Annotated in this window: 18 protein-coding genes; 15 read left to right on the forward strand and 3 right to left on the reverse strand. The window is 69.0% G+C overall.

What is annotated here, in order from left to right:
* Positions 1–61: 61 nt before the first annotated feature.
* The 10 genes from AB5J62_RS10205 (at position 62) to AB5J62_RS10250 (ending at position 10,539) form a co-directional block, all read left to right on the forward strand.
* Positions 62–637, forward strand: coding sequence for a class F sortase (locus tag AB5J62_RS10205; protein WP_370947938.1), 576 nt, complete (start codon positions 62–64; stop codon positions 635–637).
* 69 nt (positions 638–706) lie between these two features.
* On the forward strand, positions 707–2,095 hold the full coding sequence (locus AB5J62_RS10210) for a glycine--tRNA ligase (protein WP_370947939.1): 1,389 nt from the start codon (positions 707–709) through the stop codon (positions 2,093–2,095).
* 133 nt (positions 2,096–2,228) lie between these two features.
* Positions 2,229–3,164, forward strand: a complete 936-nt coding sequence (locus tag AB5J62_RS10215; protein ID WP_370947940.1) for an ABC transporter ATP-binding protein — start codon at positions 2,229–2,231, stop codon at positions 3,162–3,164.
* A complete protein-coding gene (locus AB5J62_RS10220) occupies positions 3,161–3,898 on the forward strand; it encodes an ABC transporter permease (protein WP_370947941.1) in 738 nt (245 codons plus the stop codon). The genes AB5J62_RS10215 and AB5J62_RS10220 overlap by 4 nt, the downstream gene beginning before the upstream one ends.
* 13 nt (positions 3,899–3,911) lie before the next feature.
* On the forward strand, positions 3,912–5,063 hold the full coding sequence (locus AB5J62_RS10225; RefSeq protein WP_370947942.1) for a histidine kinase: 1,152 nt from the start codon (positions 3,912–3,914) through the stop codon (positions 5,061–5,063).
* The gene (locus tag AB5J62_RS10230; RefSeq protein ID WP_370947943.1) at positions 5,060–5,665 is read left to right on the forward strand and encodes a DNA-binding response regulator; all 606 of its coding nucleotides are present in this window, start codon (positions 5,060–5,062) and stop codon (positions 5,663–5,665) included. Before AB5J62_RS10225 ends, AB5J62_RS10230 begins: the two co-directional genes overlap by 4 nt.
* A 30-nt stretch (positions 5,666–5,695) precedes the next feature.
* A complete protein-coding gene (locus AB5J62_RS10235; protein WP_370947944.1) occupies positions 5,696–6,337 on the forward strand; it encodes a YdcF family protein in 642 nt (213 codons plus the stop codon).
* Between the two features lie 18 nt (positions 6,338–6,355).
* Positions 6,356–7,615: a deoxyguanosinetriphosphate triphosphohydrolase gene (locus AB5J62_RS10240; protein ID WP_370947945.1), complete on the forward strand. Its 1,260-nt coding sequence runs from the start codon at positions 6,356–6,358 to the stop codon at positions 7,613–7,615.
* 10 nt (positions 7,616–7,625) lie between these two features.
* Positions 7,626–8,690 (forward strand): serpin family protein, encoded by a 1,065-nt coding sequence (locus AB5J62_RS10245; protein WP_370947946.1) that lies wholly within the window; start codon positions 7,626–7,628, stop codon positions 8,688–8,690.
* A 52-nt stretch (positions 8,691–8,742) separates the two neighbouring features.
* Entirely contained in the window at positions 8,743–10,539 is a 1,797-nt protein-coding gene (locus tag AB5J62_RS10250; RefSeq protein ID WP_370950224.1) for a glycosyl transferase, read from the forward strand.
* A gap of 81 nt (positions 10,540–10,620) precedes the next feature.
* On the opposite strand, the gene AB5J62_RS10255 is transcribed toward AB5J62_RS10250, so the two are convergent.
* Positions 10,621–11,478: a hypothetical protein gene (locus tag AB5J62_RS10255; protein ID WP_370947947.1), complete on the reverse strand. Its 858-nt coding sequence runs from the start codon at positions 11,476–11,478 to the stop codon at positions 10,621–10,623.
* A 68-nt stretch (positions 11,479–11,546) separates the two neighbouring features.
* Here AB5J62_RS10255 and AB5J62_RS10260 point away from each other — a divergent pair, with 68 nt between their 5' ends.
* Positions 11,547–12,113: a carboxymuconolactone decarboxylase family protein gene (locus AB5J62_RS10260; protein WP_370947949.1), complete on the forward strand. Its 567-nt coding sequence runs from the start codon at positions 11,547–11,549 to the stop codon at positions 12,111–12,113.
* A gap of 80 nt (positions 12,114–12,193) precedes the next feature.
* A complete protein-coding gene (locus AB5J62_RS10265; protein ID WP_370947951.1) occupies positions 12,194–12,967 on the forward strand; it encodes a hypothetical protein in 774 nt (257 codons plus the stop codon).
* On the opposite strand, the gene AB5J62_RS10270 is transcribed toward AB5J62_RS10265, so the two are convergent.
* Positions 12,939–13,874, reverse strand: a complete 936-nt coding sequence (locus AB5J62_RS10270) for a sigma-70 family RNA polymerase sigma factor (protein ID WP_370947952.1) — start codon at positions 13,872–13,874, stop codon at positions 12,939–12,941. The genes AB5J62_RS10265 and AB5J62_RS10270 overlap by 29 nt on opposite strands.
* Positions 13,875–13,924: 50 nt before the next feature.
* Here AB5J62_RS10270 and dnaG point away from each other — a divergent pair, with 50 nt between their 5' ends.
* From dnaG to AB5J62_RS10285, 3 genes are read left to right on the forward strand one after another with little or no spacing between them, the layout of a single operon-like run.
* Positions 13,925–15,817, forward strand: a complete 1,893-nt coding sequence (dnaG, locus tag AB5J62_RS10275) for a DNA primase (RefSeq protein ID WP_370947953.1) — start codon at positions 13,925–13,927, stop codon at positions 15,815–15,817.
* 2 nt (positions 15,818–15,819) lie between these two features.
* Positions 15,820–16,335, forward strand: coding sequence for a hypothetical protein (locus tag AB5J62_RS10280; RefSeq protein WP_370947954.1), 516 nt, complete (start codon positions 15,820–15,822; stop codon positions 16,333–16,335).
* A gap of 46 nt (positions 16,336–16,381) precedes the next feature.
* On the forward strand, positions 16,382–17,131 hold the full coding sequence (locus AB5J62_RS10285) for a trans-aconitate 2-methyltransferase (RefSeq protein WP_370947955.1): 750 nt from the start codon (positions 16,382–16,384) through the stop codon (positions 17,129–17,131).
* Positions 17,132–17,178: 47 nt separating this feature from the next.
* On the opposite strand, the gene AB5J62_RS10290 is transcribed toward AB5J62_RS10285, so the two are convergent.
* Positions 17,179–17,370 carry a hypothetical protein gene (locus AB5J62_RS10290; protein WP_370950503.1) on the reverse strand — a complete coding sequence of 64 codons (192 nt, stop codon included), beginning with the start codon at positions 17,368–17,370 and terminating at the stop codon, positions 17,179–17,181.
* Positions 17,371–17,446: the final 76 nt, after the last annotated feature.

Below are 17,446 nucleotides of genomic sequence, written 5' to 3' on the forward strand. Positions count from 1 at the left end.
CAACTAGCGCTCCCAGGCGGTGACATCCGGCGAGAACGGATGTCGAGCTAGGGAGCAGCAGTTGAAGGGGTTCTTGGTCGCCGTCGCGGCCGTCGCGGTGCTGGTCAGTGGATGCGGAGGCAGCGCTCCGGAGCAGCAGGCGGCGCCGGCCAGCCAGGCCGCGCAAGCCAATCAGCCGGTGGACGCCGGGAAGGATCCCGGCGTCGTGATGCTGCCCGGTGGCGGGGTCGCGAAGCTCGTGCACCAGGAGCTGAAGGACGACGGCACGCTGCCGATCCCCGAGGGGCTCGACGAGGCCGCTTGGTGGGGCGCGAAGGTCGGGGCTGACAAGGGGACCGCGCTCTTCTCGGGCCATGTGAACTGGAAGGGCAAGAAGGGGCCGTTCGACGAGCTGTGGCGGATCAAGGCCGGGCAGGACGTCAACGTCTCGGATGACGCGGGCGGCAAGTGGACGTACAAGATCGATGCCGTCGAGACCGTGCACAAGGACAAACTGGCCCAGCGTGCCGAGGAGTTCTTCTCGCCGGATGGGCCGCATCGGCTGGTGCTGGTGACCTGTGGAGGCGAATACGTCGGGGGGAGCACCGGGTACGAGGACAACCGGATCGTGACGGCGTCGCTGGTTGGCCGCCCTTGACATAAGTCGCTGGCTACGGGTCTGTACGCTTGAACCTTCTAACCGTCCCCGCATGCTTCGGAGCGTGGAGTGCCCGCCAATACCATTGAGACCGTTGTCAGCCTGTGCAAGCGCCGTGGCTTCGTCTTCCCCTGCGGAGAGATCTACGGCGGCACCCGGTCGGCGTGGGACTACGGACCACTCGGGGTCGAGCTCAAGGACAACATCAAGCGCCAGTGGTGGAAGACGATGGTGCAGGGCCGCGACGACGTCGTCGGCCTCGACTCGTCGGTCATCCTGCCGCGCCAGGTGTGGGTCGCCTCCGGCCACGTGAACGTCTTCACGGACCCGCTGATCGAGTGCCTTTCGTGCCACAAGCGCTTCCGCGCCGACCAGCTGGCCGAGGACTACGCCGCGCGCACGGGCAAGGAGGTGCTGGAGGACGACCTGTCCGAGGTGCCGTGCCCGAACTGTGGCACCCGTGGCCAGTACACCGCGCCGCGTGACTTCAACATGATGCTGAAGACGCACCTGGGCCCGGTCGAGACCGAGGAAGGCCTGCACTACCTCCGCCCGGAGACCGCGCAGGGCATCTTCATCAACTTCCTGAACGTGCAGACCGCGTCGCGGAAGAAGCCGCCGTTCGGCATCGGCCAGATCGGCAAGTCGTTCCGGAACGAGATCACGCCCGGTAACTTCATCTTCCGCACGCGTGAGTTCGAGCAGATGGAGATGGAGTTCTTCGTCGAGCCCGGTGACGACGAGCGCTGGCACCAGTACTGGATCGACACGCGTACCGAGTGGTACAAGGACCTCGGCATCAAGGCCGAGAACCTGCGCCACTTCGAGCACCCGAAGGAAAAGCTCTCGCACTACGCGAAGCGGACCGTCGACATCGAGTACCGGTTCGCGTTCAACGCTGGCCAGGAGTGGGGCGAGCTGGAAGGTATCGCCAACCGCACCGACTTCGACCTCACCACGCACTCGAACCACTCGGGTGTGGACCTGTCGTACTTCGACCAGGCGAGCGGCCAGCGCTACCGGCCGTTCGTGATCGAGCCCGCTGCCGGTGTCGGCCGCTCGATGATGGCGTTCCTGGTCGACGCGTACCACGAGGACGAGGTGCCCAACGCCAAGGGCGGCGTCGACAAGCGTGTCGTGCTGAAGCTCGACTACCGCCTCGCGCCGTACAAGGTGGCCGTGCTTCCGTTGTCCCGCAACGCCGACCTCTCGCCCAAGGCGAAGGACGTCTCGGCCATGCTGCGCAAGCACTGGGCCGTCGACTTCGACGACGCAGGCTCCATCGGCAAGCGGTACCGCCGTCAGGAAGAGATCGGCACGCCGTTCTGCGTCACCGTGGACTTCGACTCGCTCGACGACCACGCGGTGACCGTGCGCGAGCGCGACACCATGGCGCAGGAGCGCGTCGCGATCGACAAGCTCGAGTCCTACCTGGCCTCTCGCCTGATCGGCTGCTAGCGCGAAACCCGCGATAAAGCCCGCTTTACTCCCCGGAGTAAAGCGGGCTTTATCGCGTCCATGACACCTGTCATGGGGAGGTCGTGACAGGTGATCCGGGGACCGGCCGCGCCGAAGCGGCAAGGTTCTGGGCATGGAGAAAACACAGACCAGGCATGGGGACGCGGGGGTGGCGGCGGGGGCCGCGGTGCACCTGCGCGGCCTGCGTAAGCACTACGGCGACGTGCACGCGGTCGACGGGGTCGACCTGACCATCGCGCCGGGTGAGGTCGTCGCGTTGCTCGGGCCGAACGGCGCCGGCAAGTCGACCACAGTGGACATGATCCTCGGGCTCACGAAGCCCGACGGTGGCAGCGTGACGGTGTTCGGGGCGACGCCGGACGAGGCCGTCGCGCAGGGGGCGATCGGCGCCATGCTGCAGGGTGGTGCGCTGCTCGACGATCTGACCGTCCGCGAGACCGTGACGATGATCGCATCGCTGCACCGTAAGCCGATGCCGGTCGATGACGCGCTGCGCAGCGCCGGCATCGAAGATATCGCTGGTCGGCGGGCCAACAAGCTGTCCGGTGGGCAGAAGCAGCGGGTCCGGTACGCGGTCGCGCTGGTGAGTGATCCGGACCTGCTGGTGCTCGACGAGCCGACCGCCGCGATGGATGTGGGAACCAGACGCGAGTTCTGGAAGTCCATGTACACGTACACCGACTCCGGCCGCACAGTGCTCTTCGCGACGCACTATCTCGAAGAGGCGGAGGAGTTCGCCGACCGCGTGGTGTTGATGCGTGGCGGCAAGATCGTGGCCGATGGCTCGGTCGCCGAGGTCCGTGCGCTGCAAGGGGGTCGTACGGTCCGGGCGGTCGTGCCCACTGCCACCGAGCCGGTGATCGCGGCGCTGCCCGCGGTCACCGGCTACGAACTCCGCGCGGGCCGCGTTGCCTTGTCCAGCAACGATTCCGACGCCACTTTGCGCGCGCTGCTCGCGCGTTTCCCTGACGCACGCGACATCGAGGTCACCGCGGTCGGCCTCGAAGGCGCCTTCCTTTCGCTGACTTCCGAAGAGGACGACCGATGAGCATCACGTACCTGCGTTCCGAAATCGTCCGCATGTTCCGCTCGCCGCGGTTCGTGGTGTTCGCCGTGGCCTTCCCGATCCTGATGTTCCTGTTGCAGAGCAACGTCTTCATCAGCAAGACCGACAAGGATCACACGGCCGTGGTGATCGTGCTGATGATCAACATGATGGTGTTCGGCGGGTTCGGCGCCGCCATGTCGAACTCGACGAAACTCGCCTACGAGCGGTCGACCGGCTGGCAGCGCCAGCTTCGGCTGACCCCGTTGTCGGGTACCGGATATCTCAGTGGCAAGGCCGTTTCGGCGCTGCTGGTCGGCCTGCCCGCGATGATCCTCGTGCCCGCGGCCGCCTGGCTCACCCAGGGAATCGAGTTCGACCTCGCGAAGTGGGCCACGCTGATCGCCGTGTCGTGGGCGACCATGATCCCGTTCATCTTCCTCGGGCTGCTGCTCGGCCAGTTCGGCACCGTCGACTCGATGCAGCCGGTCAACATGCTGATCATGATGGGCATGGGCTTCCTCGGCGGGCTGTGGATCCCGGTGCAGAGCGTCTCGTGGCTGCACACCACCGCCCAGTTCCTGCCCAGCTACGGCGCGGTCCAGCTGGGCTATCACGTCGCGGGGGCGGGCGCCGACGGTTCGATGGGCGGCGCCTTGCTGCTGCTCGGCGCGTGGACCGTGGTGCTCGGGGCGCTCGTGATCAGGCGATACCGTAAAGACGGCGCGCGGGTCTAACGGAGAGGCAGTCGTGGCGAACGTCGAGGGCTCGGTCTGGCAGTGGGGGAATTGGTGGTGTGACGACATCGCACGCACCGCCAGGCCGACCCGTCCGGAGCGGTTCCCGTTCCGCTGGCTGATCCTGGGCACGGCGTTCCTGCTGCCGATGGTGATACCCGGCGTCCGGAGCATCTCGGCCGCGGACGCACCCGGGTGGGTGAAGGCGCTGATGTTCGCCGTGCTGGTCGTCTACAGCGCGTGCTACTTGATCTTCCCGCTGACCATGATCAGGTTCAAACTGCGCGCCAGGATCCTGTTCTGCACGGGGATGGTGGCGCTCGGCTGGTGCCTGATCTGGATGTGGGGGATGGACGCGATCTACCAGCTGATCTACGCGCTGGGGATCGTCGGGTTCGCGCTCCCGATCGGGCCGGCGCTCATCCTCGACGTCGCCAGCCTGTCGGCGGCCTTGGTCATCATCCTGGTCAGCAAGAACTACGACAAACTCGGCGATCTGACCACCGTCGGCTCGGTCACCGGCGCGATGTTCATGTTCGGCCGCCTGGTCCGCGCGATCCGCAGCCTGCGCAAGGCGAACGAGGACATCGCCGAGCTCGCGGTCGCGAACGAACGCGAGCGCGTCGCCCGCGACCTGCACGACATCCTCGGGCACAGCCTCACCACGATCACCGTCAAGGCGGGGCTGGCCCGGCGGATACTCGAAAGTTCCGCGGAGCCCGCGAAGGCGATCACCGAGATCCGCGAGGTCGAAGGCCTCGCCCGCAGCGCGCTTTCGGACGTCAGGCTGACCGTTTCGGACTATCGCGAGGTCTCGCTGTCGGCCGAGCTGGCCGGCGCGCGGGTCGCGCTGCGTGCCGCCGAGATCGACGCCGACCTGCCGCACGCCGTCGACGACGTGCGGCCGGATCTGCAGCGCACCTTCGGCTACGTTCTCCGTGAGGCGGTGACCAACGTGGTGCGGCATTCGAGGGCGCGGCACGTGACCGTGCGGCTCGGCCGGACCTGGCTGGAGATCGCCGACGACGGCGCGAACGCGCACGAGGTTTCACCGGGCAACGGGCTTCGCGGCCTGCAGGAGCGGCTGGCGCAGGTCGGCGGCACGGTACGGGCGGGCTGCCGCCCCGAAGGAGGATTCGTGGTGCGGGCCGAGGTGCCGTCGTGATCAGGGTGCTGCTGGCCGACGACCAGGCGATGGTGCGCGGGGCGCTGGCGACCGTGCTGGACCTGGAGCCGGACATCGAGGTGGTGGCGGCGGTCGGCACCGGCGACGACGCGGTGACCTCGGCGCGCGAGCACACCCCCGACGTCGCGCTGCTGGACGTCCAGATGCCCGGAAAGGACGGTCTGGAAGCGGCGGCCGAGCTGCACAAGCTCGTGCCGGGCTGCCGGATCATCATCTGCACCACCTTCGGCAGGCCGGGTTACCTGGCCCGCGCGATGGCCGCCGGCGCCGCCGGTTTCGTCGTCAAGGACTCGCCGCCGGAGCAGCTGGTCGACGCGGTCCGTCGTGTCCACAGTGGACTCAGGGTGGTCGACCCCGCGCTCGCCGCCGAATCGCTGGCGACCGGCGCGAGCCCGTTGACCGCCAGGGAACACGACGTGCTGCGCATCGCCAAGGACGGCAGCACGGTCTCCGATGTCGCGAAGGCGTTGCACCTTTCCGAAGGGACAGTGCGCAATCACCTCTCTTCGGCCATCGGCAAGACGGGCGCGCGCACCCGCGCCGAAGCGGTGCGGCTCGCCGAGGACCGTGGGTGGTTATGAGCCGGATATCCGCTCTGGGAGACTGAGCGGGTGAGTACGGGTGTGACGCGAGGTGCCTGGGTGCGCCGCGCGCTGTTCGGATCGGTGCTCATCGCGCTGCTGGTGCTCGGCGGGACCATGGTCAGGGTGTGGCAGGTCGCGCGGGTCGACGACCGGACGCCCGCCGACGTGATCGTCGTGCTCGGCGCGGCCCAGTACAACGGCAAGCCGTCGGCGATCTTCGAGGCCAGGCTCGCCAAGGCGAAGCGGCTCTACGAAGAGGGCGTCGCCAAGACCATCGTCACCACCGGCGGCAAGAAGGCGGGCGACAACTTCACCGAGGCCGACGCGGGCGCGTTGTGGCTGAAGCGCAACGGCGTCCCGGCCGACGCGATGCTCGCCGTCGGCGAAGGCAGCGACACCCTGCGCAGCCTCCAGGCCGTGGCCAACGAGGTGCATCGGCTCGGCCTCAAGACCGCGGTACTGGTCAGCGACCCCTGGCACGGCCTGCGCGCGCGGGCCATGGCCGAGGACGCCGGGCTGGAGGCGTGGACCTCGCCTGTGCACTCCGGGCCGATCGTGCAGACCCGCGAGATCCAGTTCCGCTACATCTGGCGTGAGACGCGCGCGCTGCTGTTCTACCGGCTGACCAAGACGCCCGCGACGGATTTCGGAGGAACCGACGTCGGCTGAGTGACTTAGGCTGGCGTCGTGGAAGACGTCTACACCGCTCATGACCGGGCGCGATGGCTCGAAGAGGCGCCCAAGGGTTCCGCGCTGCCCGGCTCGCGCTCCGACGGGCGCAGCCCGTTCTCCCGTGACCGCGCCCGCGTGCTGCATTCGGCCGCGCTGCGGCGCCTCGCGGGCAAGACCCAGGTGGTCGGGCCGGGGGAGGGCGCCGAGGTCAGCGGCGTGCCGCGGACCCGGCTGACGCACTCGCTGGAGGTCGCGCAGATCGGCCGCGGCATCGCCGAGGAGCTGGGCGCCGACCCGGACATCGTCGACACCGCGGGCCTCGCGCACGACATCGGGCATCCGCCGTTCGGGCACAACGGCGAGCGGGCGCTGAACGAGGTCGCGCGGTCGTGTGGCGGGTTCGAGGGCAACGCGCAGACGTTGCGCATCCTGACCAGGCTGGAGCCCAAGGTCGGCGACGCCGGGCTCAACCTGACGCGTGCCTGCCTGGACGCGACCACGAAGTACCCGTGGCCGAAGGAGCCCGGCAACCCCAAATATGGCGTCTACGCGGACGATCTCGCGGCGTTCACCTGGCTGCGCGAGGGCGCGCCGGACCGGGCACGCAGCCTCGAAGCGCAGATCATGGACTGGTCGGACGACGTCGCGTACTCGGTGCACGACGTCGAGGACGGGGTGCTGGCAGGCCGGATCTCGCTGCGCGTGCTGGCCGACAAGGAAGAACGCTCGGCGATCGCGGAGGCCGCGGCCAAGCATTTCTCGAAGCAGTCGGTGTCCACTTTGGAGAGCGCGGCGCATGAGCTGCTCGACCTGCCCGTGGTCGCGGCGTTCGCGTCGGAACGGCACGGTTCGCTCGCCGGGCAGCTCGCGCTCAAGCGGCTGACCAGCGAACTCGTCGGGCGCTTCGCGGCGGCCGCGGTCACCGGTACCCGCGCGAAGCACGGCGACGGCCCGCTGACCAGGTACGCGGCCGATTTGGCCGTGCCGGAGCAGGTCGCGGCCGAGGTCGCGCTGCTCAAGGCGCTCGCGCTGCGGTACGTGATGAGCGACAAGCGTCGCCTGGCCATGCAGGACGGGCAGCGTCAGATGGTCATCGAGCTGGTCACGCTGCTGACCAGCCGGGCGCCCGAGGCGCTCGACCCGATCTTCGTGCCGGCCTGGGAGGCGGCGCCGGACGACGACGCGCGGCTGCGGGTGGTCGTCGACCAGGTCGCGTCGCTGACGGATGCCCAGGCCCAGGCTTGGTACTCGTGGCATACCGGCAGGCACGGGTAGGTTCGGGGGCATGGCTTCCTCGGACGAGCACTTGCGCTTCTGCTGGACGCTGCACCGGGCGCTCGCGCCGTCGGGCGGCAACGCCTGCTTCTCGCCGTTCTCGATCGCGAGCGCGCTCGGCCTGCTCCGGCAGTCGGTGCGCGGGCGTGCGGCGGACGAGCTGGACACGGTGACCGCCGGCTCCGAGCCCGGCCTCCTGCACCAGGCGACGGACCTGCGCGACGCGGAGATCGCCGTGTCGAACACGTTGTGGGCGTGGGACCGGCTACCGCTCAACGAGGACTTTTCGCTCGACGATTGGCCGGGCGGGCGGGTCGCTTCGGCGCCGTTCGTGAGCGACCCCGAAGGCGCGCGCGAGGTGATCAACGCCGACGTCGCGAAGACGACGCGTGACCTGATCCCCGAGCTGCTGCAGGCGGGCACGATCGCGCCGGACACAGTCGCCGCGCTGGTCAACGCGCTCTACCTCAAGACGGCGTGGCAGAAGCCGTTCGTCGACCGCAACACCGCGCTCGCGCCGTTCCACGTGCACGACGAGACCCGCGAGGTGCCGACGCTCTGGCAGGAGGAGACGCTCGGCCACGGCGCGCGCGACGGCTGGCAGATCGTCACGCTCCCGGCGGGCGGCGGCGTCGAAGCGGTCGTCCTGCTGCCGGACGGCGACCTCGGCGAGGCCGAATGCGAGCTCGACGGCACCCGGCTCGGCAGGCTGCTGAGCGCGACCGAGGACAAGATGGTCCGGCTTTCCCTGCCCAAGTTCGCGATCGACGTCCGCAGCCCGCTCACCGCGACGCTGAAGGAACTCGGAGTGCGGACCATCTTCAGTCCCAGCGCGGATTTCACCCCGTTGAGTCCCAGCAAGGAGTTGCACGTCGCCGAGGTGCTGCACCAGTCGGTGCTGCGGATCGACGAGCAGGGTCTCGAAGGCGCGGCGGCGACCGCGGCCACCATGCGGCTGACCGCGATGATCACCGACGACCCGGTGGAGGTCGTCGTCGACCGGCCTTTCCTGCTGCTGGTGCGGCACGCCGGAACGGGTGTGGTCTACTTTTTCACCCGCGTCGTCGAGCCCTGAGGAAGTCCAAGTGGGTGACACCCCAACCGGTGACCGTCACAGCTTCTCGGACATCAGCCTGGACCCGGCCGAACCTTTCGACTTCGACGAAGAACCCGAGGTCCTCGAGGTCGCCGAGCCGCCCGGCCGCAAGTGGCGCCGCGCGGATGTCGGCATCGTGCTGGGCTACCTGCTGTTCTCGCTCATCCTGTACAGCGGGCAGTGGCTGAACTTCACCAGCGGCTATCTCTGGAACAGCGCGTCCGACCAGAATCTGTGGGAGTGGTTCTTCGACGTCACCGCGCGCAATGTGGTGAACCTCGACAACCCGTTGTCGTCGAACCTGCAGAACTATCCGCTCAGCGTGAACATGATGGCCAACACGGCCATGCTCGGCCTCGGCATCCCGCTGACGCCGATCACGCTGCTCTTCGGCCCGACGGTCACCTGGGCGATCGCGCTGACCGGCGGGCTCGCCGGCTCCGCGGCCGCTTGGTACTGGGTCTTCTCGCGTCACCTGGTGTCTTCGCGGGCGGGCGCGGCGATCGGCGGCGCCTTCTGCGGCTTCGCGCCTTCGATGGTCTCGCACGGCAACGCGCACCCGAACTTCGTCGCGTGGTTCCTGCTGCCGTTCATCGTGCTGAAGCTGATCCAGCTCGCGCAAGGGCTCCGGCCCGTGCGCAACGGCGTGATTCTCGGCCTGCTCACGGCGTACCAGATCTTCCTCGGCGAAGAGCCGCTGCTCATCACGGGCGTGACGTTCCTGATCTTCGGCCTCGCCTACGTGTTGTCCAGACCAAGCGAGATCCCGGCCATGATCCGCCCGTTCGCGACCGGCTGCGGCATCGGCACGGCGGTGGCATTGGTGCTCGCCGGCTTCCCGCTGTGGTGGCAGTTCTTCGGACCCGAGAGCTACCAGGCCATCGAGCACGGCTCGGTCGGCAACGACACGGCGGCGTTCACCCGCTTCGCGACCCAGTCGATCGCGGGCGACGCGAAGGCGGCCGCCGACGTCTCGATGAACCGCACCGAGGAGAACGCCTTCTTCGGCTGGCCGCTGATCGTGTTCATGGTGGTCTTGACCATCTGGCTGTGGCGCGACCGCTTCGCCCGCTCGATGGCGATCGCCATGTACGCGATGGCGTGGCTTTCGCTGGGCGTGCAGATCATCGCGGCGCACGAGGAGACCGGCATCCCCGGCCCGTGGAAGTGGTTCAACGAGCTGCCGCTGCTCGAATCGGTGCTCGAATCCCGGTTCGCCATGGGCTGTGTGCCTCTGATCGGCGCGCTGCTGGCGGTCGCGACGCATCGCGTGTTCGCACTCGGCCCCGGCACCCGCGAGGTGCCGCTGCGGCTGCTCTGGATCGGCGCGATCCTCGCGGTGCTGCTGCCGATCGCGCCCACGAAGCTGATCGTGAAGGACCGGCCGCCGACGCCCGCGTTCTTCGCCGACGGCACCTGGAAGTCCTACGTGTCGGGCGGCACGGTCGTCACGGTCCCGCTGCCCAGCGGCGGCGAGTCGGAGCCGTTGCATTGGCAGATGGACGCCAAGCTCGGTTTCCCCATGCCGGAGGGCTACTTCGTCGGCCCGAACGGCCCCGACGACAAACGCGGCCGCTACGGCGCGATCCAGCGGCCGACGTCGATCCTGCTCGACCAGGTCAAGCAGAGCGGCTCCGCGCCGCCGATCGACGACACGATGCGCGCGCAGGCCGTCGACGACCTGCGCTACTGGAACGCGGACGTGCTGGTGCTGATCCCCCGGCAGAACGAGTTCGCCTTCCGGTCCACAGTGGACTTACTGCTGAACAGGCCAGGCCAGTTCGTCAACGGCGTCTGGATCTGGGACACCCGCGACCTCACCCCGTGAGACCGGGATAAAGCCCGCTTTACTCCGCGAAGTAAAGCGGGCTTTATCCCGGGGAGTAAAGCCCGCTTTATCCCGGTCCTGTCAGAGGACGATGCGTTTGCCTGTCTTGTGGTCGAGGACTTCGGCGCCGTTCAGGATCTGGTCGCGGTGGATCTTGCAGAGGTTGTCCTTGTGCGCCAGGAAGCCGCAACGCCCGGTGCCCAGCCATGACTGCGCACGGCACATGATCGGCTCGGCCTTCTTCGGCTTGCGCGGGGTGACCTTCGCAGGCTGCACGCGGGGGAAGGCCGTGGGTGACTGGGCGTTCAGCTCGTCGATAAGCTTCTTCAGGCTGGGGTTGGCCGCGGGCGGCGTGAGCTTCCTCGGGAATGTGGCTTGCTTCCTGCTCAGGTTGGCGAGCCACTCCTGCGCCACCGGGCTTAGCGGCGGTGTGGGCAGGATGAACGGGATGGTGCCGTCCTGCTGCTTCAGGCCGATCTTCGTGACCAGCGCGTCGGTCGGGGCCTGGGTGGCGATGGTGATCTTGGCGGTGTGGTTGTCGGCGACGAACGGCTGAGCCCAGCCGAGCCCGCGCAGCACCGGGAGGTCGCCGTGGTTCTTGGGCAGGTCGATGATCAGCGCGGTGACGAAGTAGTGGTTGCGCGGGAGCGTCACGTGCGCGGTGTCGCCAAGCACCATCGGGAGGGTGATGCCGGTGGACTTGTCGCTGAACTTCTGGAACGTGAGGATCACCGGCGATCTCACGTGGGCCAGGTGATGCCGCACGGTGAAATCGACGTCGCTGGTGGCCTGCGCGCCGGGTGAGGTGAGGTCGTGGCGCTTGAGCTGAGGCGCGGCGCGGCCGCGGCCGACGGCGTTGTCGAAGAGCCAGTCGACGCCGCGGCCCGCGAGCCGGTCGAGCAGCCAGATCAGCGCGCCGACCAGTATCGGATCGACCATGTCGCCCCTCCCGTCACACTCCGCGGCGCTGTCTCGTCTGGGTTTCGAACGAGCCAAGGAGGAGAAATATGCCCCGCCTGACCGCGATCAAGTACGCCGATGCCGGACTGTTGCTCAAGTTCGCCTACCGGTTCGCCCGCAAGCGCTATGGCGCGGTGCCGGAGCCGTTGGCCATCACCGCGCACCACCAGGGTCTGCTGCGGGCTTCCGCGGTGCACGAGTTGATGGTCGAAAAATCGGCGAAGACGTTACCGCTGAGCGTGCGTGAACTCGCCGTCTACCGGACCGCTACCCAGCTCGGGTGCTCGTGGTGCGTCGACTTCGGGACCATGCTGCAACTGCACGAGGGCCTCGACATCGAGCGGCTCAAGAAGATCGACGACTACGCGACCTCGCCCGCGTTCAGTCACCAGGAGCGCCTCGCGATCGCGTACGCCGACGCCATCACCGCCACCCCGGTGGCCGTGACCGACGAGCAGGTCGCCGAGCTGGAGGCCGAGTTCGGCCGCAAGGGCGTCATCGAGCTGACCTACCTGATCTCGCTCGAGAACTCGCGCGGGCGGATGAACAGCGCGCTGGAGATCACCGACCAGGGCTTCACCTCGGGCGCGGCCTGCGAGGTCCCCCTCAGGTAGGAGACCGTTTTTCGGGCTTCAGGCTGACGTGCCCGGCGCGTGAACCGCGAAGGATTCCCCTCACACAAGGAGGGGAATCCATGGCACTCATCGCCGCCGAACGCGTCAAACTCTTCAGCACCCGCTCGGCCTGGTCGTGCGCCGCGCTGGCGCTGGCCGTCATGATCGGCTTCGGCATGCTCATCGTGGGCAACCACGTCGAAGGCACGTTCGTGCCGACCGTCGCGAGCACGCAGTTCGGCTATCCGTTCGCGCTGGCCGTCATCGTGGTGCTCGCCGCGCTGTCGGTCACCACCGAGTTCCGGGTCGGCACGCTGTACACCTCATATCTCGCGGTGCCGGCCCGCACGCCGATCCTGCTGGCGAAGGCGCTGGTCGTGGCCGCGTTCGCGTTCTGCGTCGGCGAACTCGCGGCGTTCGGCGCCTGGGGCGCGGGCTACGTCGTCGCGCCGGACGGCCTCGCGCTCGACAGCACGGCCGACTGGTTCATGGTCGCCGGCACCGGGCCGGTGTTCGCGTTCGCCGCGGTCGTCGGGGTCGCGAGCGGACTGTTACTGCAGCACAGCGCCGGCGTCGCGCTGCTGATCGTCTACGTGCTCATCGCCGAAGACGCCGTCGCCGCCATCCCGGACGTCGGCATCGACATCCACCGCTGGCTGCCGTTCAACGTCGCCAAGAAGTTCCTCAGCGGCGACGGCGGCGCCAGCGGGGGCCGCAACGGCGGCAACGCGCAGGTGTTGTCCGACTCGCCGCTGAGCCAGCCCGTCGCGCTCGCGTACTTCGCCGGTATCGCGCTGCTCTTCCTCGCGCTCGCGGTCCGGTCGGCTAAGAAGCGGGATTCGTCAGGCGGGTGAGCTTGTCCGGGTTGGCGATGTCGTAGATCGCGACGATCTTGCCGTCGCGGATGCTGACGGCGTCGACATGCGCGTCGACCGGCGGGAAACCGGCGGTGGGTTCGGGCACCGCCGGGATGTAGAAGCCCAGGTCGCCGTTGACCAGCACCGGCGAGCTCCGGTCGAACGCGTCGGGCTGGTACTTCCGCAGCAGGCCCTGGAAGAACCGGATGACCTTGTCGGCGCCGACCATGATCTGCCGGGTGGTGCGGGCCTTGCCGTTCGAGTCGCCGATGAGCACCACGTCCGGGTGCAGCACCTCGGCCACCGCGCGGATGTCACCGCTCAGCAGCGCGACCGTGAACTTCTCGAGGATCGCCTGCTGCTCGGCGAGCGCGACGCGGGGCGGCGGGTCGGCGTCGGCGAGCGCGCGGCGCCCGCGTGACCCGTGCTGGCGGGCCGCGGCGGCACTGCAGCCGAGGATCTCGCCGATCTCGGCGAACGGCACGGAGAACGCGTCGTGCAGCACGAACGCGACGCGCTGCTCCGGCGTGAGCTTGTCGAGCACGACCATCGCGGCCAGCCGGATGCCGTCGTCGAGCACCGCGGCCTCCAGCGGATCCGGCGACGGCGCGTTGCCGATCGGGGTGACGATCGGCTCCGGCAGCCACTCGCCGACGTACTGCTCGCGGCGCACGGCGGCCGAGCGGAGCCGGTCCAGGCAGATCCGGCTGACCACGGTGGTCAGCCAGGCGCGGTGGTCGATGATGGCGGCACGCTGGGCGTCGGTCAGGCCGGCGATGCGCAGCCACGACTCCTGGACCGCGTCTTCGGCGTCGCTGACCGTGCCGGTGAGGCGGTAGGCCACCGCCACCAGATGGGACCGGTGGGTGGCGAATTCGTCGGCCAGTACGTCCAGCGCGTTCATACGCCGAGTGTGCCGCAAGGCCGCCGCAAGGTCCGAACTAGAGTGGGGGCGTGGCAGGACGGATTCGGGAAAGCGATATCGCCGAGGTGCGCGACCGCAACCGGATCGACGAGGTGGTGGGGGAGTACCTGCTCCTGCGTCGAGCGGGTGGCGGCAGCCTCAAGGGACTGTGCCCGTTCCACGACGAGAAGACCCCGTCGTTCAACGTGCGTCCCACTCACGGCACCTTCCACTGCTTCGGCTGTGGCGAGGGCGGCGACGTCATCAAGTTCATCATGCAGATGGAGCACACGTCGTTCGTCGAGTCCGTGGAGCGGCTGGCGGACCGCGTCGGGCTGCGGCTGACCTACGAGGGCGGCGGCGGGTCGGTCCAGCGTGACCGCGGCACCCGCACCCGCATGGTCGAGGCGCACAAGCACGCGCAGGAGTTTTACGCCGCGCAGCTGCAGACGCCGGACGCCCAGGCCGCGCGCGAATTCCTCACGCAGCGCGGTTTCGACGGCGCGGCGGCGCAGACGTTCGGCTGCGGGTTCGCGCCGTCCGGCTGGGACAAACTGACGAAACACCTGCTGAACAAGGGTTTCGAGGTCAAGGAGCTGCTCACCGCCGGGCTGACCAAGGAGGGCCAGCGCGGGCCGATCGACCGGTTCCACCGCAGGCTGGTCTGGCCGATCCGCGACGTCGGCAACGACGTGGTCGGCTTCGGCGCGCGGCGGCTGTTCGACGACGACCGCATCGAGGCGAAGTACCTCAACACCAGCGAGAGCCCGATCTACAAGAAGTCGCAGGTGCTGTTCGGGCTGGACCTGGCCAAGCGCGAGATCTCCAAGCGGCACCAGGTGGTCGTGGTCGAGGGCTACACCGACGTGATGGCCATGCACGTCTCCGGCGTGCCGACGGCCGTCGCCTCGTCCGGCACCGCGTTCGGCGAGGACCACATGAAGGTGCTGCGGCGTCTGCTGATGGACGACGACGCCTTCCGCGGTGAGATCATTTTCACGTTCGACGGCGACGAGGCGGGCCAGAAGGCGGCGCTCAAGGCGTTCGAGGGCGACCAGACCTTCGCCGGGCAGACCTACGTCGCCGTCGCCCCCGACGGCATGGACCCGTGCGACCTGCGGCTGGCCAAGGGCGAGACGGCCGTGCGCGACCTGGTCGCGCGCCGGATCCCGCTGTTCGAGTTCGCCATCAAGAGCATGCTCAAGACCTTCGACCTCGACTCGGTCGACGGCCAGGTCGCGGCGCTGCAGAAGACCGTCCCCCTGGTCGCCAGGATCAAGGACCGCGCGGCGCGTGACGGTTACGCCACCAAGCTTTCGTGGTGGGTCGGCTGGCCCGACCCCGCGCAGGTCGTCAGCCGCGTGCGCGGCAGCGCGGGCGCGACCGACAAGCAGGCCGCACGCCGCGTCGCCGCCCCGGCGGCCAACGGCACCGGCGAGGCGGGCGACATCCCGTTGCCCGCGCCGGGCGACCCCAGGCTGGTCGCGCAGCGCGAGGCGTTGAAGGCCGCGCTGCAGGAGCCCGCGATCGCGGGCCCCGAGTACGACGCACTGCCGGAAGACGCGTTCACGCACCCCGCGTACGTGCTGGTGCACAAGGCGGTCCTGGCCGCGGGCGGCGTCTCGTCAGGGCTGGCCGGTCCGGCGCTGATCGACGCGGCGACCGCCCACTGTCCACAAGGGAAGGTCCGCACCCTGATGAGCGCGCTCGCGGTGGAACCGTTGCGCGCCAAGGGCGAGGCCGACACCCGCTACATCAGCGGCGTGCTGGCGGCCGTCCAGGAGAACCTGGTCGGACGGCAGATCGCCGAGATCAAGTCGAAGCTGACCCGGCTCTCCCCGGTCGAGGCCCCAGACGACTACCGGGCGCTCTTCGGCGACCTGGTCGCGCTGGAGCAGTACCGCAAGGCGCTGAAGTCGCAGGCGATCGGCGGATTGGACTAGCGATGCGCTGGCTGAAGTTCCTGCTGGGAGACCGGGTGCCCGAGGGCTTCACCGGCACATTGGAGTCAGGCGAACACGTCGTCGGCAGTGCCGCGGTCGACGGCGGCGGTTTCCTGGTGGTCACCCCGCTCGGCCTGTGGATCCCCGACGGCCCGCGCCGCGTCCCCTGGCACCTGGTCGCCAAGGCCGCCTGGGCGGACGGCGCGTTCACCCTGATCGAGGCCGAGGAAACCGGCCACGCAGGCGAGGCGGTACTGCTCGCCGACCTGGCGCCCGTGAAGTACCGGCTGAAGACGCCCGGCAAGGTCCCGCACCTCGTCCGTCAGCGCGTCACCGACTCCGTCCGCGCCCGGCACCGCCAGGAGCTGCCGGGCGGCGGCGCCTGGTTCGTCCAGCGCAAGTTACCCGGCCAGGACGGCGTCGTGCTCCAGGTCCGCCCCGACCCCGGCACCGACCCGGCACTCGTGGCGGACATCGCGGCCGAAGCCGCCAAGAAGCTGGCCAAGCCGACCGCATAGCAGTACGCTCGTACTCAGTACAGTCGTACTGTTACGGGAGGTGCTCATGTGGGACCCGGCCAAATACCTCGACTACGCCGACCTGCGCGGCCGCCCGTTCCGCGACCTGGTGGCCCGCATTGGCGCCGAGGAGCCTCGCCGCGTCGTCGACCTGGGCTGCGGCCCCGGCAACCTCACCGCGTCCTTGGCCGAGCGCTGGCCCAACGCCACCCTCGAAGCCTCCGACAGCTCACCCGAAATGGTGAAAGCAGCCCGCGCGGCCGGCATCGACGCCCGCGAGCTGTCGGTTCAGGACTGGGCCCCGGAGCCCGACACGGACGTCGTCATCTCCAACGCGGTGCTCCAGTGGGTCCCCGAGCACCGCGACCTGCTGCGCCGCTGGGCCGACGAGCTCCCGGCAGGCGCCTGGCTCGCCTTCCAGGTCCCCGGCAACTTCAACGCCCCATCCCACGTCCTCGCCCGCGAGGTGGCCGCCGCCTGGGACCTCCGGCTGCGCGACGAGTCCGCCGTCGACACGGCCCAGGACTACGCCGAACTCCTCGCATCGGAGGGATGCCTGGTCGACGCCTCGGAGACCACCTACGTCCAACGCCTGACCGGCCCCGACGCCGTGCTCGAGTGGATCACCGGAACCGCACTGCGGCCAGCCAAAGCGGCACTGTCCGAGGACGACTGGACGACGTTCCGCGCCGAGCTCGCCCGGCGCCTGAACGTCGCCTACCCGTCACGTTCCGACGGCACGACCTGGTTCGAGTTCCGCCGCATCTTCGTGGTCGCCCGCACCCCGGGCTCGTGAGTGTTCAGGCCGGTTAGAACCGGCCGTACCACTCACGACCCGGATGTCTAGCGCTCACCGATCTTCGCGCGGATGACCCCGGCGGCGCCCTGCACCAGCGGATGGTCGACGACCTTGCGGTAGCTCCGCATGATCTGGTCGTACCGCCCCCGCCCGGCCTTGGCGCCCAGCACATACCCTGCGGCCACACCCAGCAGGAACCTCTTCATCCACGCCACGCCCTCACGCTCGATCGCCAACCAGCGCTCCCCAGTGTCCACTAATCCCCGCCGCCGTGTCGCCGGCTTCGGGGGGGGGTGCTGTATTTGGCCCTGT

This window comes from Amycolatopsis sp. cg5 (assembly GCF_041346955.1).
Taxonomy (GTDB): Bacteria; Actinomycetota; Actinomycetes; order Mycobacteriales; family Pseudonocardiaceae; genus Amycolatopsis.

Excerpts from the sequence above, each read along its gene's own strand:
- AB5J62_RS10215 (WP_370947940.1), top strand. The coding sequence starts at position 2,229 with ATGGAGAAAACACAGACCAGGCATGGGGACGCGGGGGTGGCGGCGGGG.
- AB5J62_RS10220 (WP_370947941.1), top strand. The coding sequence starts at position 3,161 with ATGAGCATCACGTACCTGCGTTCCGAAATCGTCCGCATGTTCCGCTCG.
- AB5J62_RS10245 (WP_370947946.1), top strand. The coding sequence starts at position 7,626 with ATGGCTTCCTCGGACGAGCACTTGCGCTTCTGCTGGACGCTGCACCGG.
- AB5J62_RS10255 (WP_370947947.1), bottom strand. The coding sequence starts at position 11,478 with ATGGTCGATCCGATACTGGTCGGCGCGCTGATCTGGCTGCTCGACCGG.
- AB5J62_RS10260 (WP_370947949.1), top strand. The coding sequence starts at position 11,547 with ATGCCCCGCCTGACCGCGATCAAGTACGCCGATGCCGGACTGTTGCTC.
- AB5J62_RS10265 (WP_370947951.1), top strand. The coding sequence starts at position 12,194 with ATGGCACTCATCGCCGCCGAACGCGTCAAACTCTTCAGCACCCGCTCG.
- AB5J62_RS10270 (WP_370947952.1), bottom strand. The coding sequence starts at position 13,874 with ATGAACGCGCTGGACGTACTGGCCGACGAATTCGCCACCCACCGGTCC.
- AB5J62_RS10280 (WP_370947954.1), top strand. The coding sequence starts at position 15,820 with ATGCGCTGGCTGAAGTTCCTGCTGGGAGACCGGGTGCCCGAGGGCTTC.
- AB5J62_RS10285 (WP_370947955.1), top strand. The coding sequence starts at position 16,382 with ATGTGGGACCCGGCCAAATACCTCGACTACGCCGACCTGCGCGGCCGC.